Genomic DNA, 20,774 nt, shown 5'->3' on the forward strand with positions numbered 1-20,774 from the left:
TAGTCAGGGATGGTGTCAGCGTTTCTGCTTGACGATCTTTTCCTGGTCAACGTCCTCGGCGGCAAGAGCACCGAACTCCTCATGGCCGGCGCCAACCAACTGGTCGTCACCCTGCCCGAAGAAGCCCTTCTTGAAGGCGTCAATATTGGACTTGAGCGCATCTACGGTCGAAGGTTCCAGCAGGTTGGTTTCAGCCAACGTGGTCAGAATCGACGTGTTGTGACGCAGGTGCTCGAGGAACTCGGTTTCAAAGCGGAGAACATCCTCCACCGGGACCGTGTCCAAGTAGCCATTGGTGCCCATCCAGATCGAGACGACCTGGTTCTCAACCGGGAACGGTGCGTATTGTCCCTGTTTGAGCAGTTCCATCAAACGCGCTCCGCGAGTCAGCTGCTGCTTTGTAGCGGCATCCAAATCGGAGGCGAACATGGCGAACGCCTGCATGTCACGGTACTGAGCCAGTTCCAGCTTCAAAGTACCGGCAACCTTCTTCATGGCCTTTACCTGTGCCGCGCCACCAACACGCGATACAGATACACCCACGTCAACAGCGGGACGCTGGTTGGCGTTGAAGAGGTCTGACTGCAAGAAGATCTGACCATCGGTAATGGAGATAACGTTGGTGGGAATGTACGCCGAAACGTCATTCGCCTTGGTTTCAATGATCGGCAGACCGGTCATTGAACCTGCGCCGAGCTCGTCAGAGAGCTTGGCACAACGTTCCAGAAGGCGGGAGTGCAAGTAGAACACGTCACCGGGGTAAGCCTCGCGGCCCGGCGGGCGACGCAGCAGCAGTGAGACTGCGCGGTAAGCTTCCGCCTGCTTGGACAAGTCATCAAACACGATCAGAACGTGCTTGCCGCTGTACATCCAGTGCTGGCCAATGGCCGAACCGGCGTACGGTGCCAAGTACTTGAAACCAGCCGGGTCAGAAGCCGGAGAAGCCACGATGGTGGTGTACTCGAGAGCTCCGTGATCGGCCAAGGTCTGGCGAACTGCTGCGATCGTCGATGCTTTCTGCCCGATCGCTACGTAAACGCAACGAACCTGCTTCTTCACGTCCCCTGAAGCCCAGTTGGCCTTCTGGTTGATGATGGCGTCAACGGCCAGTGCGGTCTTACCCGTCTGGCGGTCACCAATGATCAGCTGACGCTGGCCACGGCCGATCGGAATCATGGCGTCGATGGCCTTCATACCGGTCTGCAGCGGCTCGTGAACCGACTTGCGCTCGGTAACGCCGGGTGCCTGAAGTTCCAGAGCTCGACGGCCTTCGGATTCGATCTCGCCCAGGTCATCAATCGGCTGACCCAAGGGATCAACGACGCGGCCTAGGAAGTTATCGCCAACCGGTACGGAGAGAATCTCCCCTGTGCGGTGGACTTGCTGGCCCTCGGCGATGCCAGTGAAGTCGCCAAGAACAACCACACCAATCTCGCGAGTGTCCAAGTTCTGGGCCAAGCCCAGTGTGCCGTCTTCGAATCGAAGCAGCTCGTTGGCCATGACAGAGGGAAGACCCTCTACCTTGGCAATGCCGTCACTTGCCGTGGTGACCCGGCCAACCTCGACGCGTTCCGCGTTGCCCGGTTCATAGGACGCTGCGAACTCATTCAAGGCATTGCGGACGTCGTCGGCATTGATGGTCAAGTCGGCCATCTGCAGTCCCTGCTCTCCTAAGTTGTGGATACCGCCGCGTAAATAGTTGCTGCGGTAGCCTAAATGTTTGATTCAGTCTGTTGTGGACTGGCAGCTAAGAAACGTAAGTTACTTAGACTGCCAACCGGCGGCGAAGATCAGCCAGTCGCGTGGCTGAGGTTGCGTCAACAACCTCGTCCCCCACAACAACCTTGATTCCGCCGACCAACGTCGGGTCAATATTGACATTGATCTTCAAATCGCGACCGTAGAGATTGTTCAATCCGGCCTGCAAACGGCTCAACTGCTCTGCGCTCAGGTCACGGGTGACACTGACGTAGGCAATCCAGCGTTGCTGGCGTTTGGCAACCAATTCCACGAAACGTTGCACCAAGGCCGTTGACTTGAGCCCCCGAGGGGAAGTTGCGGCCTGGTGGATCAACAGCGTGGAGACGTCGCTGGCCCCAGGAACAACCTTGTGCGCCAAAACGCCCTTGGCAGAGTTCGAGGCCTGTGCATCGTCAAAGGCACGCTGCAGTTCATGACTGGATTCAACAACTCGGATAAACGAGAAGAGTTCCTCTTCAAGCCTGTCCAGGTTGGCAGAACCGCCACCTTGACCTTCGGCAACCGCGATCGCCGATGTTGCAGCCAAGACTTCCAGTGCATCGCCCAGGTCACGTGCAGTGCTCCACCGCGCGGCAACCAGTTCCAGAAACACAACCTGTGCCTCTGCACTGACTTTGCCCGCAATGAGCTTGGTGGCCAAAACTGCTTTGTCCGCACTCTTTCGAGTGGGATCGGTCAAAGCGCGACGCAGGCCGGCGTTGCTGTCCAGAAGCTCCAATATTGAAAAGAGATCCTGAGCCAACACGATCGACGCAGTGGCGAGCTTAGGTTCCAACGACTCCAAAGCCGCTGCCAATGACTTGCTTGATACACCTGCCATTACTTCGATGCACCCGCGTTCGACTGATTTTCCAGATCGGCCAGGAAGCGCTCAACCACACGGTTGGAACGCGCATCATCGTTAAGGGCTTCCCCAACGATTTTGCTGGCAAGCGATGTAGCCAATGTGCCAACCTCATTGCGGAGGGAGTTCACTGCGGCAACGCGCTCGGCTTCGATCTGAACTTGAGCCTGGGCGGTGATGCGTGCAGATTCCTCTGCAGCTTTCGCCTTCAGGTCTGCCAAAATCTGGGCGCCTTCTGAACGGGCGGTCTCACGGATGCCATTGGCTTCCGTACGAGCATCCATCAGCTGAGCTTTGTACTGCTCCAAGAGGGCGTTAGCTTCAGCCTGAGCCTCTTCTGCCTTCTCGATCCCACCTTCAATGGCCTCTACACGATCCGTGTATGACTTCTCGAAGCTGGGTGCAATGAATTTCTTCACCACAAAGAGCAGGACAGCGAAGGCTACAGCCGTGACTAGAACTTCCCACCAGTTTGGCAGGAGCGGGTTAGCACCCTCACTAGCGAGGATTACTGCTGCGGTAACCATTTCTCACTTATCCTTTATCTGATATACGTCCATGAAAATTTCAGTCCTGGAAAGAAAGGACAAAAAGTCTTTGAACTAGACGCCAACGACGAAGGCGAAGACCAGACCAAGGATAGCCAATGCTTCTGCAAGGGCGAAGCCAAGCAGGGCGATGGGCTGCAGGATGCGCTGAGCTTCCGGCTGGCGGGCTACACCGTTGATGTAGGCAGCGAAGATCATGCCCACGCCAATAGCCGAGCCGATAGCCGCTAGGCCGTAACCAATCATATTAAGGGAGCCGTGCATTATTTGTTCCTTTCAAGATACCGACGTTGTGCCGGCAGTTTGGGAGGTGATTCTTGATTTCGGGAAAAGCTTTGGTTGTTGCTGGGGAAAACGTTTAGTGTGTGTCAGCTTCCAGGCTGCCCTGGATATAGATCGCTGTCAGCAAGGTAAAGACGAATGCTTGCAGAACCATAATCAACAGTTCCAGGCCATACATGGCCACAGAACCAGCGATCACTGCAACGCCGGTGGCGTTGAGCAAGATGTTGTCTTGTTCCATGATCAAGTACTGTGCGCCGCTACCGGCAAGAATCACAATCATGTGCCCAGCGAGCATTGTTGCCATCAAACGCAAGGAGTGCGTCAGGGGACGAACAATGAAGTTGGAAATGATTTCCAGCGGCACCAGCAACGGCAGAATCCAGCCGGGAACCCCGGACGGAACAACTGCCAGCTTGAAGAATCGGATACCGTTCTTCTGCACTCCAACACCAATCCACGTGAAGTAGATGATCAGGGCAATTGCGTAAGCACTGCCGGCATGGGAGAAGGAGGGCAGTTGCAAGAATGGAATGGCGCCGAAGATGTTATTCAGCAGCACAAACAAGAACACGGAGAATAGCAGCGGTACCCAGGGGCGGAAGTTTTTCTCACCCATGATGTCGCGGCCAACTGTATTGCGCGCGAAGCTGTAGAAGCCTTCGGCGAAGAATTGGACTCGGCCCGGAACCAGTTTCGGGTTTCGGATCGCGACCTTAAAGAACACTGCGATCAAAACCACCGACAAGACGACCAAGATCATCTGCTTGCCAATCCCGGTGCCATATTCGGCCATCCAGGGAAGGATGTCTGGGAGGTGGGTGTCGCTAATCGTCGGTGGGATAAAACCACCGTCATTCGAGGCCATCGGAAGCGCAAACGCGGTCAACGCGCTGTCCTCTCTGCAGTTTCGGTCATAGGGCAAGTGTGGTGGTCCATCAAAAGATGGTCAGCACCGTGAAAAAGTCTGATGGTGGGCTTCATTGCTGCTTGCCATCATCTTGGCGACCATGCCTTTGATGATGCCGGGCTAGGTAATATCCGCAGACAGCCCCGATGGGGATGGCAGCGAACAAAATCCAAGCAGTGTCCAACAAAAAGTCCAGTCCCCACCCTATCAAACCCCAGAGCAGGATTCCGCCAATAATGTAGGTGTAGTCCAGCTTTCCCGTATTGGACTGGGGTGGAACCACAACATGCTGTGGTTCCTGTCCATCCGGTAACTTATTTGTCATGCGTTGCGTCCTTTGTGTCGCCCTCGAGTGATGAAGCCACTTCCGGGGGAAATTCCGCTGGCGTAACTTTCTGCTCCGGAGCGCCAAAGATCAGGAAGCGCTGTTTGCTGAAAATAATGACCTCTGTGGCCTGCCACAGTAGGACACAAACCACCGCTGCGCCAGCAAACCAAGGTTTGTTCAGCCATGTGGGGGTGCCAAGAGCAAATAGCACGGCGGCAAATCCAACCACCTTGACGAAATAGGTCATCACAAAGATACCCATCACCGCTTCCGGCATCCTTTTGCTGAAGAGGTGCCCAACAAGCTGACTTAAGCCGAAGAAAGCAATCACAAGAAATGAACCAAACAACACGCTAAGCACGCCGTATGGGTCGGTAAGAATGAATGCTAAAACCACCATGATGACAACAGCAATGCCGTCAACGAAGACGCACTTTTTTAAAATGTTCCAGCTGGGACTCGCAGATGGACCCGACGCCGTCAACGGAGCCCTCACAGCACCGTTGCGGGCACTTTTGTCCTTCATGAGATCTCCATCATTGGGGCGGCCTGCCGTATTCCAGCGGCACACAAGAGGTTAAACAGTTTGGCCGGGTAGACCAGGTGAATGTCACCACAGGGAATTCTACACGAGATAGAACTTGAAGTTGACGCATAACATCGACAGGTCCCATGCCCCGAGTTTAGTCCTACAGATTTTCATCTGTCCCGTGGATGAACCCAGTCTTTTGCTCGCGCTTACTCAAGAGCTTCTGAAAGAAGGTTGGCGTGCGCAGATACGCCAGAACAACAATAAAACCGGCGGCTGTGGCGAGAATCTGAGCTACCTCCCCGCCTTGGGCTGCTGTAACACCGAGCAGGCTCACAAGAATGGTGGCGAGAGAAACAACAGCAGTTGCCTGTACGTGGCTGAGCCCAACAATTGTTAGGCGCTGGTAGACATGCTGGCGGTGGGCAACGTACCAACGCTCACCGGCAAGGAGCCGGCGCAAGAATGTTACAAAGGTGTCAGTGAGGTAGATCAGAACTGGCGAGAAGATGTACTCAACCGGCACTCCCACCAAAAATGCGCACATGGCAGTAACAGCAATTGACGCGCCGAGCAGGTAACTTCCAACATCCCCAAGAAAAACTTTGTTGCGGCTCAGGTTCCAGGGCAGGAACCCCGCAAACGACATGGCGATGGCAATGCCAACATAAACCAGCCAGGCGTGAGCCGTAGTAAGCCCGGCATAAGCGTAAAACCCTCCCACGAGCAAGCCATGTGTCCCGGAAATTCCGTTAATTCCATCCATAAAGTTGGTGACGTTGACGTAGGCGGCAACCGCTATTGCCCCTGCAGGAATCAACCACAACTGCTGCTGACCCGGATCGATTAGCGCTACGGCAGCTGTGGCCAATCCGCCCACTGACAGCTGAAGACCCGCCCGAACCTTCACAGACAGACCACGGATGTCTTCTAACCAGCCGATTGTTGAGGCAGCGAGCACGACGGCGAATATCACCAACAATGTCGCCGCACCCTGGTTGGTTGCACCGGTCTGGGGCAAAAAGACCGCCACAATGATCGCCACAGACAGGGCTACGGCGGTGGTAATACCCATACCCCGGATTGTCGGCATTGTGTGGGAGGAGCGGGCATTGGGAACATCAAGTACCCCGGCCCGCGCCAACAATGGCCGGGCTACCAGCGGAAGCAGAAGTGCCAGAACAAGCGCAAGAGCGCCGACAGTGATTTGAGCCCACAATTCCATCATGCACCCGCCGCAACGTCGCCGTCGGACTCATCAATGCTGGGGGCCTGCGCCCCGGCCTCGTCACGGCAGCGCTGCAACCATAGGGCAAGATCGAGACTCTCCGGGCTGAGCGGTCGAGCATGCGTGTGCGAAATTTTGGCGTGCCCATCGGGGTCCTTAACCTCGTCATCTCCTGTCAGCTGTTCGTGCAGCTTCTCTGAAGGGCGCAGGCCAGTGATCTTGATCTTGATATCGCGTCCTGACATGGCAATCATGCGTTCTGCCACGTCCATGATGCGCACTGGCTCCCCCATGTCCAAGATCAGAACGTCCCCACCGTGGCCGATCGCTCCTGCCTGAATGACAAGTTGGCAAGCCTCCGGAATGGTCATAAAAAAACGGGTCACATCGGGGTGCGTGACAGTGACGGGACCGCCGTTATTGATCTGGTCGGTGAATAAGGGAAGCATGGAGCCTCGGCTGCCTATGACGTTGCCAAACCGGACTGACACGTAGCGCATGCCCGTCTCCCCCGCCATCCACGATGTGAGCTTTTCGGCGGCCCGTTTCGAGTGGCCCAACGCCGTTGTGGGACTAGCCGCCTTATCGGTGGAAACGTTCACAAAGGTTTCCACGTCCACACTGCGAGCAGCTTGAAGCACGTTCAAGGAACCAATGACGTTAGTTTTCCAACCCTCTTCGGGGTACATCTGTAGCAGTGGTGCATGCTTGAGCGCGGCCGCATGGAACACTACTTCTGGACGGCGTCTGGCGAAGATGTCATTCAAGAAGTCCGCATCCCGGATGTCTGCCAACACAATATTCTTATCATCCAGCAGGCCGTGGCCTTCAATAGAGAGCTGAGTATGCTGCAATCCGGATTCATCACGGTCAAGCATGATCAGTTCCGCAGGGTCAAAGTTGTGTAACTGGCGGCACAACTCGGAACCAATCGAGCCTCCGGCACCGGTCACCAGAACACGTTTTCCTCTGACATAGCCGGCGATCTGTTCCACTTGTGTTTCTACAGGGGTGCGGCCAATAAGGTCAGCAACGTCAATCTCTCGGAAATCTGTGAGGCCACCTTTGCTGTCCCGGTTGGTATCCGGACTTAGCATCTCCTGCAGCGGCGGCAGCACAAGGACTTTCACGCCAAGACCTGAGACACTGTCGGAGATTTCGCGGATCCGCTTTGCGCTGATGTGGGCAACTGCAAGGACCACAACAGTTGATCGGGTGCGTTTGATGATCTCAGGGAGGTCGTCTCCACCGCCGAGGACGCCAACCGAGCTCAGACGCAGATGCTTTTTAGAGGCGTCATCATCAATTAGTCCAACGGGGACGTAAGGCGATTCAGGGTCCTGAACCATACGGGTGACAAGTGAATTACCAAGAAAACCGGCACCATAGATCAAAGTTTTTTGGGCTTCTTCCCCAAAAATTGGTTTGCCTTCAACGTAGAGTCGCTTTGCATAACGCACAGCCGCCATGGAAAGCGCGGCGAAGGGGAACGCAATAACTGCCACCGAACGGGCAATATGGAGCTCATTGATGAAAACTGACAATAAAATACTTGTCACGACGCCGACTATTAATGTCACAGCAATCAGCACGCGGGCCTCATGAATACTGCCGAACACATGGCGGCCGCGGTACAAGGCCATGTACCAGCCGGCAATCAGCTGAGTGGCAACGGCTATAGCAATCAGCAACGCCATGCCGGGGAAGTTAATAAGGTTGACGTCCAGCTCGTAACGCAGCAATACGGCTAGCATCAAGGCGATCGCCCAACACAACGAATCAAGAATTCCTTGCGACCAAAGCCACAGCCTCGGTTTACGTTCGCCGTCGGTGGAAGTGACAGCGACTTTTGCGTTTGGCTGGGTGCTTGAGGTATTCAACGTGATTCTTATATCCGTATTCTGCCAAGGTGGTGATTGCTATGGAGCTGTTGTTCACGGCGCAATAGTCCACCGGTCGGCGGCTGTACTAAAGTAGAAGCTACACAAGAATAGTAATCCCTCCAGATGCTTACTCACGGTTTAGCCGTGCCGGATGCCGGGCAACGCCGCGAGCACCACCCGAAAGGACTACCCTTGATAGACACAGTAGCCGTCGCTGCGCTCACTTTTGATCGGCCGGAGGACGTGCGAACGTTGTTGGGGGCCTTATCAGCTCAAACCCACACCCCACATGCCATCGCACTTGTCGATTCAGGTACACAGTCGGTGGAGTCGATTGCGGCACAAGCACCCTCGCCTGTTACCTACGTTCGGTCTTTGGCGAACTTGGGCGGTGCCGGCGGATTCTCCCTCGCCATCCTAAACGCCATTGCCTCTGGCGCCGACTGGGTCTGGATCATGGACGACGACGCCCACCCGGAAGACCCCGCCTGCCTGGCCACCCTGTTGGAGGCCGCCAAAAGCCGCAATTTGGATGTTGTTGTGCCATTGATCGTGGCACCCGGTGAGCCAACCAAGTTATCTTTTCCATTCCGTATTGACGGTCATCTAACCCACGATCGTTCAGTGGTGGAGCCCTTGGGTTTCATTGACAATGTTGGGCAGTTCTTTAACGGCGCTCTGATCCGCACAGACGTTTTCTTCAAGGTTGGGCTTCCGGATCTGCGCCTGTTCATCCGTGGTGATGAAACTGACTTCATGCTTCGACTGCGCCAAGCCAAGGTGAAGTTTGGCACTGTCACCTCCGTGGCTCTGACCCATCCGGCGGGCTGGGGCGAGGTTCAGGAAGTTCTTGGGGACAGGCTCCATGTGCTTGTTCCGGAAACCCCGTTCAAGCGCTTTTATTACTACCGCAACCGCGGATTTCTCAGCCGCAAGCACCGCCGCGTGCGCTCCCTGGTGGCCGACGCCGCCGGGTACCCCCTGTATTTCCTTAAAAAGGGTGACCTTAAAGGTCTGGCCAAATGGGCGCGAACCTACGGCGCCGGCCTGCGGGGACCACACTTCGGCCCCATGAAGGATCAACAGTTTTGAGTTTTGACCGGCGAGATCGCTTTTTCATCGTCATCACCACTTTCAACCGTGTTGACTATTTGAAGGACCTCTTGGCCTCAATTGCTGAGCTGACCCCGGCCCCGGATGGCGTCATTGTTGTCAATAATGCCAGCACCGACTCGACCAGTTCGGTTGTTGACGCCGCCGTCGAAGAATTTGCGGGGCTCCCCTCGCCTATTGTGTTGGTCAATCATCAGCTTCCTGAGAACGTTGGTGGGGCTGGAGGATTCTCAGCGGGGGTGGAGCAGGCTTTGGCCCATGGCGCCCAATGGATGTGGCTGATGGACGACGACGTCACGTGCGTTCCCGGGGCTATCGGCGCTTTTGGTCCGTGGATGGATAAATACGATGCGCTTGTAGGGCGCCGTTACGATGCCGCAGGGGAACCTTTTTACTGGCAAAATAATTTCAGCACCTTCCTTGGTTTTCCGCTGCCGGTGCGCGGGGATGTTTTTGAAACCTCCAACGAATTCGCCACCAACGTTGGTTGCTTCGAGGGAATGCTGTTGCACTCGGACGCCGTTCAAGGCGTAGGTTTGCCGGATCCACGGTTCTTTTTAAACTGGGACGACACCATCTACGGGTGGCAAATATCACTTCAGCGCCCAGTTATGTATGTCAATGAGTTTGTGCTGCACAAGGCGCGTACGCAGCGAACCATTGATTTGGGCATTAGACACCTCAATGACTCCTCTAATCTGAGCCGTTATTATGTGATGCGCAATCGCGGTTTGGTAGGGCAGTACTTGCGTGCCCACGGAAAGTTCAGTCCAGTCGGATTCGCACTGGGCACAGCCCTGACCGCTGCCAAAGAACTGTTACGTCTGGTGGGGGTTGAAAGGACGCTGCGTGGCAGCGGGAAGCTTCTTGCCGGCTGGCGTGAATCCCGCAAGATTTTAGCTGACACCGATTTTGAAATCATGGCGCCACTAGCGGAGGAAAAATAGCATGTCTGGTGATTCCTCCGCGTTGCGCTGGTTAGTCGTTGGCTCTTCAGGCTTTGTTGGCACTGCCATTGTTGCGCAACTGCGAGAACGTGGTCTGGTTGTTGACACGCTTTCTGCGCCCAGACTTTCCAGTGAAGCCACAACGGCTCAAGCCCTTATCGATGAAGCTCATGCCATCTGTGATTCTGCGTCAGCGTCAGCTTTTCGCTTACTGTGCAGCGCATTTGCCAACGTTGACGTGGTGGTCAATGCCGCCGGGCTGGCCACGCCAGGGGATAGCGAATCCCCCTCGTTGACAGGTGCCAATGCCCTGCTTCCGCCCGTCATAGCACTGGCCGCAAAGACTGCTGGTGTACGGCGTTTTGTGCACGTCAGTAGCGCATCGGTGCAGGGACACCGGAAATTTATTGATGAAACCACCAGCCGTGCGCCGTTTTCCGCTTATTCGCGCTCGAAGGCGCTCGGAGAAGAAGCACTGGAGGAGTTGGCCAGGGATTCCGCCATCGTGGATGGCGCTTCGGGGCCCGGAAAAACCTCTTGGGTGAGTGTGCGGGCAACTTCTGTGCAAGGGCCCTCCCGCCCCACAACATTGTCTCTGGTGAAGGTCGCCAGCTCGCCGCTGTCATCCGTTGCCGCACCGGGCACGGCACCCACGCCAGTGAGCTCAATCAACGCCCTCGCATGGTTTGTGGTGGAAGCCGGTCAGTACCCAGGGACTGTTCCACCATTGGTCTTGCAACCGTGGGAAGGCTTATCCGTCACGGACGTTTTAGCTGCTGCAGGAGGGCGTAGTCCCCTACGCCTGCCCCCATGGCTGTGCCATACGGTCTTGCGCTGCGGATACTTAGCCTCTGGGCTCATCAAGGAACGCCTACACGGCCCCATCAGAAGAGTCGAGTTGATGTGGTTTGGCCAAGTCCAAGCCCCCGGCTGGGCGGAGACGGTAGGGCTCAGTGCCGAACAGTCCGTGCGCACAGTGCTTGAGCAAGCCCGGACACCTCGCCCCTCGGCTTAGCTCCATCAGTCCGGTTTACTCGGCAGGGTCCTTGATTTCTTCAACTTCATCGACGGCAGGAACAGTGGTTTCGGCGGCCTCCGCAGGCTGGCTCTTGGTGAGATTTACCGGAGACCACATTTGCGGCTCTGCCTCGGCTCCAAGCGCACTGGGAATCATACGCTGGATTTCCGCCAGTGAAATGGCACCCTCACGGACCACTCGCAGGCGTAGGCCCGTGGCGTCGACAATAGTGGAGGGAATCCCAGTAGTGCCTTCCTCTGGCCGGAAGCCACCTTCCAAATACACCTCAACGGCTTCAGAAAGCTGCGCACGCGCCTCAGATCCGGTCTGCGCGGCGGGCTGGCCGGTCCTATTGGCACTGGAAACGGCCAAGGGCCCGGTAATGGTGAGCAGGTCAAGGGCCAGCTGGTCATCTGGGACACGCAGTGCAACGGTTCCCACTGTGTCACCAAGATCCCAAGTCAGTGTTGGTTGAGCGTGAAAGATCAGGGTCAGCGGCCCTGGCCAGTACTTCTCAGCGAGCTTGCGTGCATCGTCGGAGATTTCAACGGCCAGACCGTCCATGGTGCCGATGCGAGGTATAAGCACAGGCGGTGGCATGTTCCGTCCACGGCCTTTGGCTGCAAGCAGGGTCGCCACTGCCTGTGGCGAGAAAGCATCCGCGGCAATGCCGTAGACGGTGTCCGTGGGCATGACGATGACCTGCTTGGCAGCTATTGCCTTCGCCGCATGGGCCAGACCTTCAGCGCGCTGGGCTTCATTGGTGCAGTTATAAGAAGTGGTACTCACAGACTCATTCTTTCATCACGGCGTCCATGGAGTTGAACGCGTCCAGCCAATCACAAATTGGTACTTGGGAATTTAGCAGCGGTATCCGCTGGTTGCTCTGTCCCGCCCGGTCAGATCTTGGTGGGAACGAACATTCTCCCAGTGTCCGCTTTGCTTTAGCAGCTGGGAGATTTGTTCGCCCTGCACTTCAGCGTGCTCCATAACAAAGTATCCTCCCGGACGTAAAAGACGTGCTGCCGTTTCGGCGGCTGCCGCGGGAATTTCCATACCGTCGGCTCCTCCACCATAAAGTGCCATATGGGGATCGTGTAAGCGCACTTCAATATCCCGCGGGATCGCATCAGCAGGGATGTAGGGCGGGTTTGAAACAACCACGTCCACTAAGGCGTTCAGCTCTACAAAAGCGTCGCGCATATCCCCGCGAATCAGGACTGCTCCGGTGCCAGCAAGATTTCGCTGCGCCCATGGATAAGCCTCATCGCTGAGCTCTACAGCATAAACCCGGGTACCGGCTACCTCAGTCGCCATAGCAGCGGCGATTGCCCCCGAACCTGTGCCGAGGTCGACGGCGAGCAGTTCAGACTTGTCGGCACGTTCCTGAGACATGTGTGTTAAAACGTCGATGGCCAGCTGAACCACTGACTCGGTTTCAGGCCTGGGCACAAAAACACCCTTCCCCACCGCCAACTCCAGGTGCCTAAAATAGGCAACTCCCGTGATGTGCTGCAACGGTTCCCGCGCTTCACGGCGAGCAATGAGAGCGTCGTAACCAGCAGGTACTACAGCTGTACCAAATAACATTGCAGCTACTTCACCGCGGCTTACCCCCAGCAAGTGAGCGGCCAGAAGTTGCGCGTCCACGGCTGGAGAAGGGACGCCCGCCGCGCCGAGAATCTGCGTTGCCGCGTTCACGGCATCTGCCAACCGAGTTTCAGGGAGGGCGTGGGTGGGCCCACGTTCGCCCGGTTCCGAAGACCCTGGGCCCCCGCGCCCGAGGGCCCCGGGCCCGAGGGCCCCGGGCACTGACGCGCCAGCGTCAGGGTTTGGGACGGCGCGGGTGGGCCCACGTTCGCCCGGTTCCGAAGACCCTGGGCCCCCGCGCCCGAGGGCCCCGGGCACTGACGCGCCAGCGTCAGGGTTTGGGACGGCGCGGGTGGGCCCACGTTCGCCCGGTTCCGAAGAAATCGCGCCAGCGTCAGGGTTTGGGAGGGCGTGGGGACTAGTCGCCAAGGGCGTCCAATCGGGACTGCTCATCCATGGAGATGGCTGACTGCACCACTGGCTCCAAATCGCCGTTCATGACGGCATCAAGATTGTACGCTTTGTAGCCAGTACGGTGGTCAGCGATCCTATTTTCCGGGTAGTTATAGGTACGGATACGCTCCGAGCGGTCCATGGTCCGAATCTGTGACTTACGGGTAGCCGAATTCTCCGCATCAATGATGGCCTGCTGGTGGGCCAGGATACGTGCCCGAAGCACGCGCATACCTGCCTCACGGTTTTGCAGCTGCGACTTCTCATTCTGCATGGCAACAACAATGCCTGTTGGAAGGTGGGTGATGCGAACAGCGGAGTCCGTAGTGTTCACCGACTGGCCACCAGGACCGGAAGAACGGTAAACATCAATCTTGAGATCATTCTGGCTGATATCCACTTCCTCAGGCTCATCAACTTCCGGAAGCACCAAAACCCCGGCTGCCGAAGTGTGGATACGTCCCTGAGACTCTGTTGCTGGCACACGCTGCACTCGGTGGACGCCACCTTCAAACTTCAGGCGAGCAAAAACACCCTCGGCGGGATCGTTTGAGCGGCCTTTTACGGCGATGGAAATATCCTTGTACCCGCCAAGATCCGACTCTGTGGCTGAGATAACTTCAGTCTTCCAGCCGCGGGAATCTGCATACCGCGTGTACATGCGCACCAAGTCTGCGGCAAACAGCGCAGCCTCGTCGCCACCTTCACCGGCCTTGACTTCAAGAATCACATCCCGGGCGTCGTCAGGATCACGAGGAATCAGCAGGCGGCGTAGTTTCTCCTGCGCGGCTGCCAGCTGTTCTGCCAAAATGGGAACCTCGGCAGCAAAATCTGCATCCTCAGCAGCCATCTCCTTGGCGGCACCTAGGTCATCTCCCAGTGATTCAACTTGATGGTATCCCTGAACCACATTGCTCAACTCCGCGTAACGGCGGCCTAATTTGCGCGCCAATGACTGATCGGCATGCACTTCAGGCTCGCTGAGGCGCATCTGAAGCTCGGCATGCTCATCAAGGAGCCCGTGGATGGATTCAAACATTTCAAAAACCTCTCTCGACGTACGTCAAGTCTAATTACTTCTGCGTGGCGGGATCTATAACTGCAGTTAACGCACAAAACCGCCGTCGTTGTAAAGGGGCCCGGCAGCTAACTGAACGCTGCCGGTGTGCCCCTTTACAAATGAGGCGGTCTCGTTACTTGCGCTATTTATCGTGTTCGGCCTTGGCACCCAGGGTTGTCTTCTGGATTTGCATGAGGAACTCGACGTTTGACTGCGTTTCACGGATCTTGGAGGTGAGCAGTTCAAGGGACTGCTGCATTTCCAACCCGGAGAGCACCCGGCGCAAACGCCACATGATCTTGACTTCTTCAGGGGAAAGCAGGTTCTCTTCGCGGCGTGTACCCGAGCCGTTGACGTCAACAGCGGGGAAGATCCGCTTGTCGGCGAGCTGGCGTGAGAGACGCAGTTCCATGTTGCCTGTGCCCTTGAACTCTTCGAAGATAACCTCGTCAGCCTTGGAACCGGTTTCTACCAGTGCTGTTGCCAAAATGGTTAGCGAGCCACCGTTTTCAATGTTCCGTGCCGCACCAAAGAAGCGCTTCGGCGGATAAAGCGCCGCAGAGTCCACGCCACCTGAGAGGATTCGCCCTGAGGATGGTGCCGAGTTGTTGTAGGCACGGCCCAAGCGGGTCATGGAATCCAAGAGCACAACTACGTCCATGCCCATTTCAACCAAACGCTTTGCGCGCTCAATGGAAAGTTCGGCCACCTGAGTGTGATCATCTGCAGGACGGTCGAAGGTTGAGGCGATGACCTCACCCTTGACGGTACGCTGCATATCCGTCACTTCTTCAGGGCGTTCGTCAACAAGAACCATCATGAGGTGAACCTCGGGGTTGTTGATCGTGATCGCATTGGCGATCGACTGCAGGATCAAAGTCTTACCGGCCTTGGGCGGCGAGACGATCAGGCCACGCTGGCCCTTGCCGATGGGGGCCACCAGATCGATCACACGGGTGCCGATGATCTTAGGATCGGTTTCCAGGCGCAGACGCTCTGACGGGTACAGCGGCACGAGCTTGGCGAACTCCACCCGATCCTTGAGCTCGTCAGGGTTCTTACCGTTTACGCTAGTGACGCGCACTAGGGCGTTGAACTTCTGGCGGGCGCTCTGCGCCTGGCTGCGGTCTTCGCCTTCACGCGGTGCTCGGATGGCACCGACGACGGCGTCACCCTTGCGCAGGTTGTACTTTTTGACCTGGTTAAGAGAAACGTAGACGTCGTTGGAGCCCGGCAGGTACCCGGAAGTGCGCACGAATGCGTAGTTTTCCAGGATGTCCAAAATACCGGCCACTGGCAACAGAACGTCGTCCTCAGTTACTTCAGTATCATCGAAGTCAGGACCTTGGCTGCGACCGCGGCGGCGTTCGTTCCTGTCACGGAAACGATCGTTGCGATCATTACGGTCGTTACGGCTGTTGCGGTCGTTGCGGTCGTTGGAATCGTTGGAATTCCGGTCACGGCGGTTGCGACGGTTGCGGTTATTGCGCGATCCGTCATCGTCGTCGTTGTTATTGCTGTTGTTGTTGCTATTGCTGTTGTTATTGGAGGTGTTGCGGTCATTATTTGAACGCTCACCACCTGAACGATCATTGGAAGAACGATCGCCACCGTTGCGCTGGCCGCGCTGGTTGCCGCGCTGGTTACGTGAATTACGATCGGCGTTCTCGCCGCTCTCGCCCTGGCCGGAATCAGTCTGGCCACTCTGAGCACTCTGGCCGGTATTGGTCGTTTCGGCGGACTCGGCATGAGTTGCCTCATTGTCCCCGTGGGCTTCGGAAGCCGCATCCTGCTGGCGTGTGTTGCTTTGTGAACGGCGGTTACGTGTACGTGGCTGCCGACGGTTTTCACCGTCATTCTCACCTGAACGGTTACCCGCATTGGTGGAATCTGCGGCCTGGGCGTTGGACTCTGCCGGCTCCTGAACAGCGGCCGCTACCGGTGCGCTGTTCTCTTGAGTTGGTGCCGAAGTTCCGGAGCCATTTCCTGCGCTGGTGGTGATGATGCCATCGCTGCTGGCAGCACGGCGGCTTCGGCCGCGACCGCGGGCTGGTCGTTCAGCGGCTGAGCTGGAATCTGTTGCAGCTACTTCCGGAGCCTTGGCACCCGAGGCAGTTCCGTTGCTGGAGCCACCATTGCTGGTCTCCGAGGAATCAGCAGCTGGTTGCCCCGGTGCCTGAGACGTCTTCTTCGAGGCTGCTCCGCGCCGACTAGGGGCAGAAGCCGCCGGAGCTTGCGTGTCAGCAGTCTTAGCAGCTGAGCGTGCCGGACGGTCAGTTACAGAAGACCCACGCTGGTGTGCGGAAATTGATTCAACAAGGTCGCCCTTGCGCATCCTCGATCCGCCAGTGATGCCCAACTGGCCTGCCAGAATTTGCAGCTGAGCCAATTTCAGGCCAGCTAAACCTGCAGACTTGGCAGGTGCGCTCGTAGCAGTGGTGTCCAAATCAGCAGCTTTGGAAGCAGCGGCTGAAGTTACGGTTTCGGTCACGAAGGATCCTTCCCCCTCGATGGCGGGCCCAATTATTGAGGCCGCGATGATTAGTGTCAGACTCCCCAAGTGCAACCGCACTGGCTGGCAAGGGGAAAAATCTGAGGTTCCATTTCTGTTCCTGAACAACGTCAGGGATCCAGGAAATGGTGTGGTTCACTCTATGAATCAAATCTGAAATGGGAGTGATCCTAGGAGCAATGCGGCGGCTGCCATGCGTTGATCCAGCGGCCACCGTGCAAGAACGCACAGACCGTTAGAGTGGCATCAAGTGTCCTATAAACAAAGTTTATTTCCGCACTGGCCAGATGGCAGCCATTCAGGGAAAGCATTTATGGGCTACGGATGTACTTCCACTTTAGCACCTTCAAGGTCAATCTGAAGCCGCGCTACTCGCCAGGACACGCCGTGTTCGGACGAATTCAGGAAATTCCCGCCGTTTTTTGTGATGTAGCCCACAATACGCTCCGCTTCGGCACCGCCATTGGCCAGCACCATAACGGTTGGACCCGCTCCCGAAATAAAAGCTGCGAAACCCTCCGCCCGCAATTGCCGAACAAGAGCGGCACTCTCCGGCATCGCCGCAGCCCGGTAGTCCTGGTGCAGGTAGTCCCGCGTGCCAGCAAAGAGCAAAGACGGATCCTTCGTCAACGCATGCATCAGCACCGCGGCCCGGCCTGAATTAGCCGCCGCGTCAGCGTGAGAGACCATAGCCGGCAGCATTCCGCGGGCCTGTTCAGTTTTCAGTTCAACGTTCGGGATTGCCACCACAGGAATAACCATGGACGACGGCGTGACCTTGGCACTGGCGTATCCCGAGCCTTCCTGCCAGGAGACGGCGACGGCACCATATATTGCCGGCGCAACATTATCCGGGTGACCTTCAAGCTCTGAGGCCAACTGCAGAATCCAGGCTTTGTCTTGCCGATCCTCCGGTTCCACCAAAGCATTGGCGGCCATAATGGCCGCCACTATGGCCGAGGCCGAGGAGCCTAGACCACGGCCGTGTGGGAGCACATTGGCTGCTGTGACCCGCAGTCCGTGACGGCTGTAGCCCAGGCGTGCCCACACCAGATCAATAGTCTTAACAACCAGGTGGCTGGCATCTCGTGGAAGGTCCGCAATCCCTTCTCCGCTGAGTTCAAACTCCAGCTCATTGGCGGCCAGGGTTTCGATGTTCAGGGTGTCATACAGCGATACTGCCAAGCCTAAAGAATCGAAGCCCGGCCCAAGGTTTGCGCTTGTGCCTGGAACACGCACCGTCACGCTAGCCCCAATGGCGGGCGTTTTTAGAATCGAGGAAGTCATGGAGGTGCCTGTCATGATGGTGTGCGGCTAGTCTGTCAGGCCCAGAGCATCGGCGACTGTAACCACGTCAAAGGCAACCGACTGTGGAGCCGCTGAGCTGCCGTCTGCGTTTTTCAGCGCCCAATCAGGGTCCTTGAGTCCGTGCCCAGTGACTGTGATGACGAATGTCTTGCCTGTGGGAACCTCTCCGGCCGCGTGCTTCTTGATAAGTCCCGCAACGCCTGCTGCCGAACCGGGCTCAACAAACACGCCTTCCTTAGCTGAAAGCCAGCGGTGCGCGGCAAGAATTTCCTCATCGGTGACCGCTTCGATGAGCCCGCCGGACTCATCCCTTGCAGCAATCGCCATGTCCCATGATGCCGGGTTGCCAATTCGAATGGCCGTGGCAATGGTGTCGGGTTCGGTGATGGGGTGACCGGCCACGAAGGGTGCCGCACCAGCTGCTTGGAAGCCCCACATGATGGGTGTGTGGGTGGACACTGCTGGCAGTGTTCCCGCAGTTGCGCTCTCATACGGGGCAGCGTACTCGCGGTAGCCCCTCCAGTAGGCGCTGATGTTCCCGGCGTTGCCCACGGGCAGCACATGGTAATCCGGCGCATCCCCTAGTGCGTCCACCACTTCAAAGGCACCAGTCTTCTGGCCCTCAATGCGGGCGGGATTAACCGAGTTAACTAAAAAGACCGGGTAGGAATCCGCAAGCTTACGGGCTACATCGAGGCAGTTATCGAAGTTACCGTCCACCTGCAAAATGGTGGCCCCATGGGCCACTGCCTGGCTGAGTTTACCCATGGAGATCTTACCCTCGGGAACCAGCACGGCACAGGTCAGCCCTGCAGCTCTGGCATAGGCAGCCGCTGAAGCAGAGGTGTTGCCCGTGGAGGCGCACACAACAGCTTTGGCTCCGGATGCAACGGCGGCTGTCATGGCCATTGTCATGCCGCGATCCTTGAATGAACCTGTGGGGTTCATTCCTTCCACCTTCAAATACACCTTGGAACCGGTTAGTTCAGAAAGATGCCGCGCAAACACCAACGGTGTTCCGCCCTCACCCAAGGTGATGATCTTAGTTTCTGCCGTGACAGGCAAACGCTCTGCATATTCGCGGACAACCCCGCGCCACTGGTGAGCCATTAGACTCCCTCCACCCTCAAGACACTAGTAACTGAATTTATGACGTCTAGGCCATTGATGGCTGCAACGGTTGCTGCCAAGGCAGCCTCGCTTGCTCGGTGAGTGACAATACGCAGCTCGGCTGCGCCGTCTCCATCGCGTTCACCACTTTCCCGGTGAACTGTTTGGCGCATCGATTCAATTGATACACCGTTCTCGGCGAAGAGTGCGGAAATCTTTGAGAGAACCCCCGGCTGATCTGCTGCATCCAAATCAATGTAGTAGCGCGTGGATACAGCCTCCAGGGGAAGCACCGGCAGGACCTCAATGGTTGAATCTGTCCGGCCGGGCCCACCCAGCACTAGGCGGCGGGCCGCTGATACAACATCGCCCATGATGGCCGAGGCAGTGGGGGAACCGCCGGCGCCTGGTCCGTAGAACATGAGCTCTCCGGCTGATTCCGCTTCCACAAACACCGCATTGAACGCCCCACGCACAGCAGCCAACGGGTGTTCACGGGGAAGAAGTGTGGGATGCACGCGGACGCATACGCCGGAGGTGAGCTCACCGGCGTCGTTAGTTTCCGTGATCTTCTCGGCAATGGCCAGCAACTTGATAACGTAACCGGCATCTTTTGCTGCAGCAATGTCGGTGGCTGTTACGGAGGTGATGCCCTGACAATGCACATCCTCAAGTGCAAAGCGGGTGTGGAATGCCAGCGAGGCCAAAATCGCGCCTTTGGCTGCTGCGTCCAGGCCCTGCACATCGGCGGTAGGATCCGCTTCCGCATAGCCCAGCCGGGTAGCCTCAGCCAAGGCATCGGAGAATTCGGCGCCCGTGGAGTCCATGGCGTCCAAAATGAAATTAGTAGTGCCATTGACTATGCCCATGACGCGGGTGATCTTATCCCCGGCCAGGCTGTCAGTGATGGGGCGCAAAATCGGGATGGCACCAGCTACGGCAGCCTCGTAGGAGAGCTGGACACCAGCGGCGTCGGCCTTCTCGTACAGGGTGGGTCCGTCAACTGCCAGCAGCGCCTTGTTCCCTGTCACAACAGCGGCGCCATGTTCAATAGCTTCCAGGATCAACGTGCGGGCCGGCTCCAGGCCGCCCATGAGCTCAATGACGATGTCCGCTTCACGAACCAGTGCCGAGGCATCCGTTGTGTAAAGCTCCTGGGGCGCGGCATAATCTCGGACAGTTCCGAGGTTGCGCACGGCAATGCCGACAAGCTCAAGCCGGGCTCCTGTCCGAGCGGCCAAAGTGTTGCTGTCCTCAAGTAGAATGCGGGCAACTTGCGAGCCCACATTTCCTGCGCCAAGGAGCGCCACCTTCAGGGTTTTGATGTGGGTGGATACTGAATTCTCCACG

Annotated in this window: 19 protein-coding genes; 3 read left to right on the top strand and 16 right to left on the bottom strand. The window is 57.1% G+C overall.

Annotated features, from left to right (window positions below):
• Window positions 1–15 precede the first annotated feature (15 nt).
• The 9 genes from atpA to QMG40_RS04205 all read right to left on the bottom strand — a co-directional run bounded on the left by atpA (window position 16) and on the right by QMG40_RS04205 (window position 8,310).
• The gene (gene atpA / locus QMG40_RS04165; protein WP_283528195.1) at window positions 16–1,653 is read right to left on the bottom strand and encodes a F0F1 ATP synthase subunit alpha; all 1,638 of its coding nucleotides are present in this window, start codon (window positions 1,651–1,653) and stop codon (window positions 16–18) included.
• A 112-nt stretch (window positions 1,654–1,765) separates the two neighbouring features.
• Window positions 1,766–2,581, bottom strand: coding sequence for a F0F1 ATP synthase subunit delta (locus QMG40_RS04170; protein WP_283528198.1), 816 nt, complete (start codon window positions 2,579–2,581; stop codon window positions 1,766–1,768).
• Entirely contained in the window at window positions 2,581–3,132 is a 552-nt protein-coding gene (locus tag QMG40_RS04175) for a F0F1 ATP synthase subunit B (RefSeq protein ID WP_283528200.1), read from the bottom strand. Before QMG40_RS04175 ends, QMG40_RS04170 begins: the two co-directional genes overlap by 1 nt.
• Window positions 3,133–3,207: 75 nt before the next feature.
• Window positions 3,208–3,417 (bottom strand): ATP synthase F0 subunit C, encoded by a 210-nt coding sequence (locus QMG40_RS04180; RefSeq protein ID WP_233911837.1) that lies wholly within the window; start codon window positions 3,415–3,417, stop codon window positions 3,208–3,210.
• 94 nt (window positions 3,418–3,511) lie between these two features.
• Window positions 3,512–4,324: a F0F1 ATP synthase subunit A gene (gene atpB / locus QMG40_RS04185; RefSeq protein ID WP_283528205.1), complete on the bottom strand. Its 813-nt coding sequence runs from the start codon at window positions 4,322–4,324 to the stop codon at window positions 3,512–3,514.
• 91 nt (window positions 4,325–4,415) lie between these two features.
• Entirely contained in the window at window positions 4,416–4,670 is a 255-nt protein-coding gene (locus QMG40_RS04190; RefSeq protein ID WP_283528207.1) for an ABC transporter permease, read from the bottom strand.
• On the bottom strand, window positions 4,660–5,199 hold the full coding sequence (locus QMG40_RS04195; protein WP_283528209.1) for a hypothetical protein: 540 nt from the start codon (window positions 5,197–5,199) through the stop codon (window positions 4,660–4,662). Before QMG40_RS04195 ends, QMG40_RS04190 begins: the two co-directional genes overlap by 11 nt.
• Before the next feature lie 163 nt (window positions 5,200–5,362).
• Window positions 5,363–6,430 carry an MraY family glycosyltransferase gene (locus QMG40_RS04200; RefSeq protein WP_283528212.1) on the bottom strand — a complete coding sequence of 356 codons (1,068 nt, stop codon included), beginning with the start codon at window positions 6,428–6,430 and terminating at the stop codon, window positions 5,363–5,365.
• Window positions 6,427–8,310: a polysaccharide biosynthesis protein gene (locus QMG40_RS04205; protein WP_283528214.1), complete on the bottom strand. Its 1,884-nt coding sequence runs from the start codon at window positions 8,308–8,310 to the stop codon at window positions 6,427–6,429. The genes QMG40_RS04200 and QMG40_RS04205 overlap by 4 nt, the downstream gene beginning before the upstream one ends.
• Before the next feature lie 195 nt (window positions 8,311–8,505).
• On the opposite strand from QMG40_RS04205, the gene QMG40_RS04210 reads away from it, so the two are divergent.
• From QMG40_RS04210 to QMG40_RS04220, 3 genes are read left to right on the top strand one after another with little or no spacing between them, the layout of a single operon-like run.
• Window positions 8,506–9,405, top strand: a complete 900-nt coding sequence (locus QMG40_RS04210; RefSeq protein WP_283528637.1) for a glycosyltransferase — start codon at window positions 8,506–8,508, stop codon at window positions 9,403–9,405.
• Window positions 9,402–10,373 (top strand): glycosyltransferase, encoded by a 972-nt coding sequence (locus QMG40_RS04215; RefSeq protein ID WP_283528216.1) that lies wholly within the window; start codon window positions 9,402–9,404, stop codon window positions 10,371–10,373. Before QMG40_RS04210 ends, QMG40_RS04215 begins: the two co-directional genes overlap by 4 nt.
• A gap of 1 nt (window position 10,374) precedes the next feature.
• Entirely contained in the window at window positions 10,375–11,388 is a 1,014-nt protein-coding gene (locus QMG40_RS04220) for an NAD-dependent epimerase/dehydratase family protein (RefSeq protein WP_283528218.1), read from the top strand.
• Window positions 11,389–11,403: 15 nt separating this feature from the next.
• Here the strand turns inward: QMG40_RS04220 and QMG40_RS04225 are convergent, their stop codons facing one another.
• The 7 genes from QMG40_RS04225 to QMG40_RS04255 form a co-directional block, all read right to left on the bottom strand.
• Window positions 11,404–12,180 carry an L-threonylcarbamoyladenylate synthase gene (locus QMG40_RS04225; protein WP_283528220.1) on the bottom strand — a complete coding sequence of 259 codons (777 nt, stop codon included), beginning with the start codon at window positions 12,178–12,180 and terminating at the stop codon, window positions 11,404–11,406.
• Between the two features lie 72 nt (window positions 12,181–12,252).
• Window positions 12,253–13,104, bottom strand: coding sequence for a peptide chain release factor N(5)-glutamine methyltransferase (prmC, locus tag QMG40_RS04230; RefSeq protein ID WP_283528640.1), 852 nt, complete (start codon window positions 13,102–13,104; stop codon window positions 12,253–12,255).
• Between the two features lie 295 nt (window positions 13,105–13,399).
• Window positions 13,400–14,473 (bottom strand): peptide chain release factor 1, encoded by a 1,074-nt coding sequence (prfA, locus tag QMG40_RS04235; protein ID WP_283528223.1) that lies wholly within the window; start codon window positions 14,471–14,473, stop codon window positions 13,400–13,402.
• A gap of 163 nt (window positions 14,474–14,636) precedes the next feature.
• Window positions 14,637–16,985 (bottom strand): transcription termination factor Rho, encoded by a 2,349-nt coding sequence (gene rho, locus QMG40_RS04240; RefSeq protein ID WP_283528224.1) that lies wholly within the window; start codon window positions 16,983–16,985, stop codon window positions 14,637–14,639.
• 339 nt (window positions 16,986–17,324) lie between these two features.
• The gene (gene thrB / locus QMG40_RS04245; RefSeq protein WP_283528226.1) at window positions 17,325–18,293 is read right to left on the bottom strand and encodes a homoserine kinase; all 969 of its coding nucleotides are present in this window, start codon (window positions 18,291–18,293) and stop codon (window positions 17,325–17,327) included.
• Window positions 18,294–18,320: 27 nt separating this feature from the next.
• Window positions 18,321–19,424 (bottom strand): threonine synthase, encoded by a 1,104-nt coding sequence (thrC, locus tag QMG40_RS04250; RefSeq protein ID WP_283528228.1) that lies wholly within the window; start codon window positions 19,422–19,424, stop codon window positions 18,321–18,323.
• A complete protein-coding gene (locus QMG40_RS04255; RefSeq protein ID WP_283528642.1) occupies window positions 19,424–20,749 on the bottom strand; it encodes a homoserine dehydrogenase in 1,326 nt (441 codons plus the stop codon). The genes thrC and QMG40_RS04255 overlap by 1 nt, the downstream gene beginning before the upstream one ends.
• Window positions 20,750–20,774 lie beyond the last annotated feature (25 nt).

Source organism: Arthrobacter antibioticus (assembly GCF_030063205.1).
In the GTDB taxonomy this organism is placed as follows: Bacteria; Actinomycetota; Actinomycetes; order Actinomycetales; family Micrococcaceae; genus Specibacter.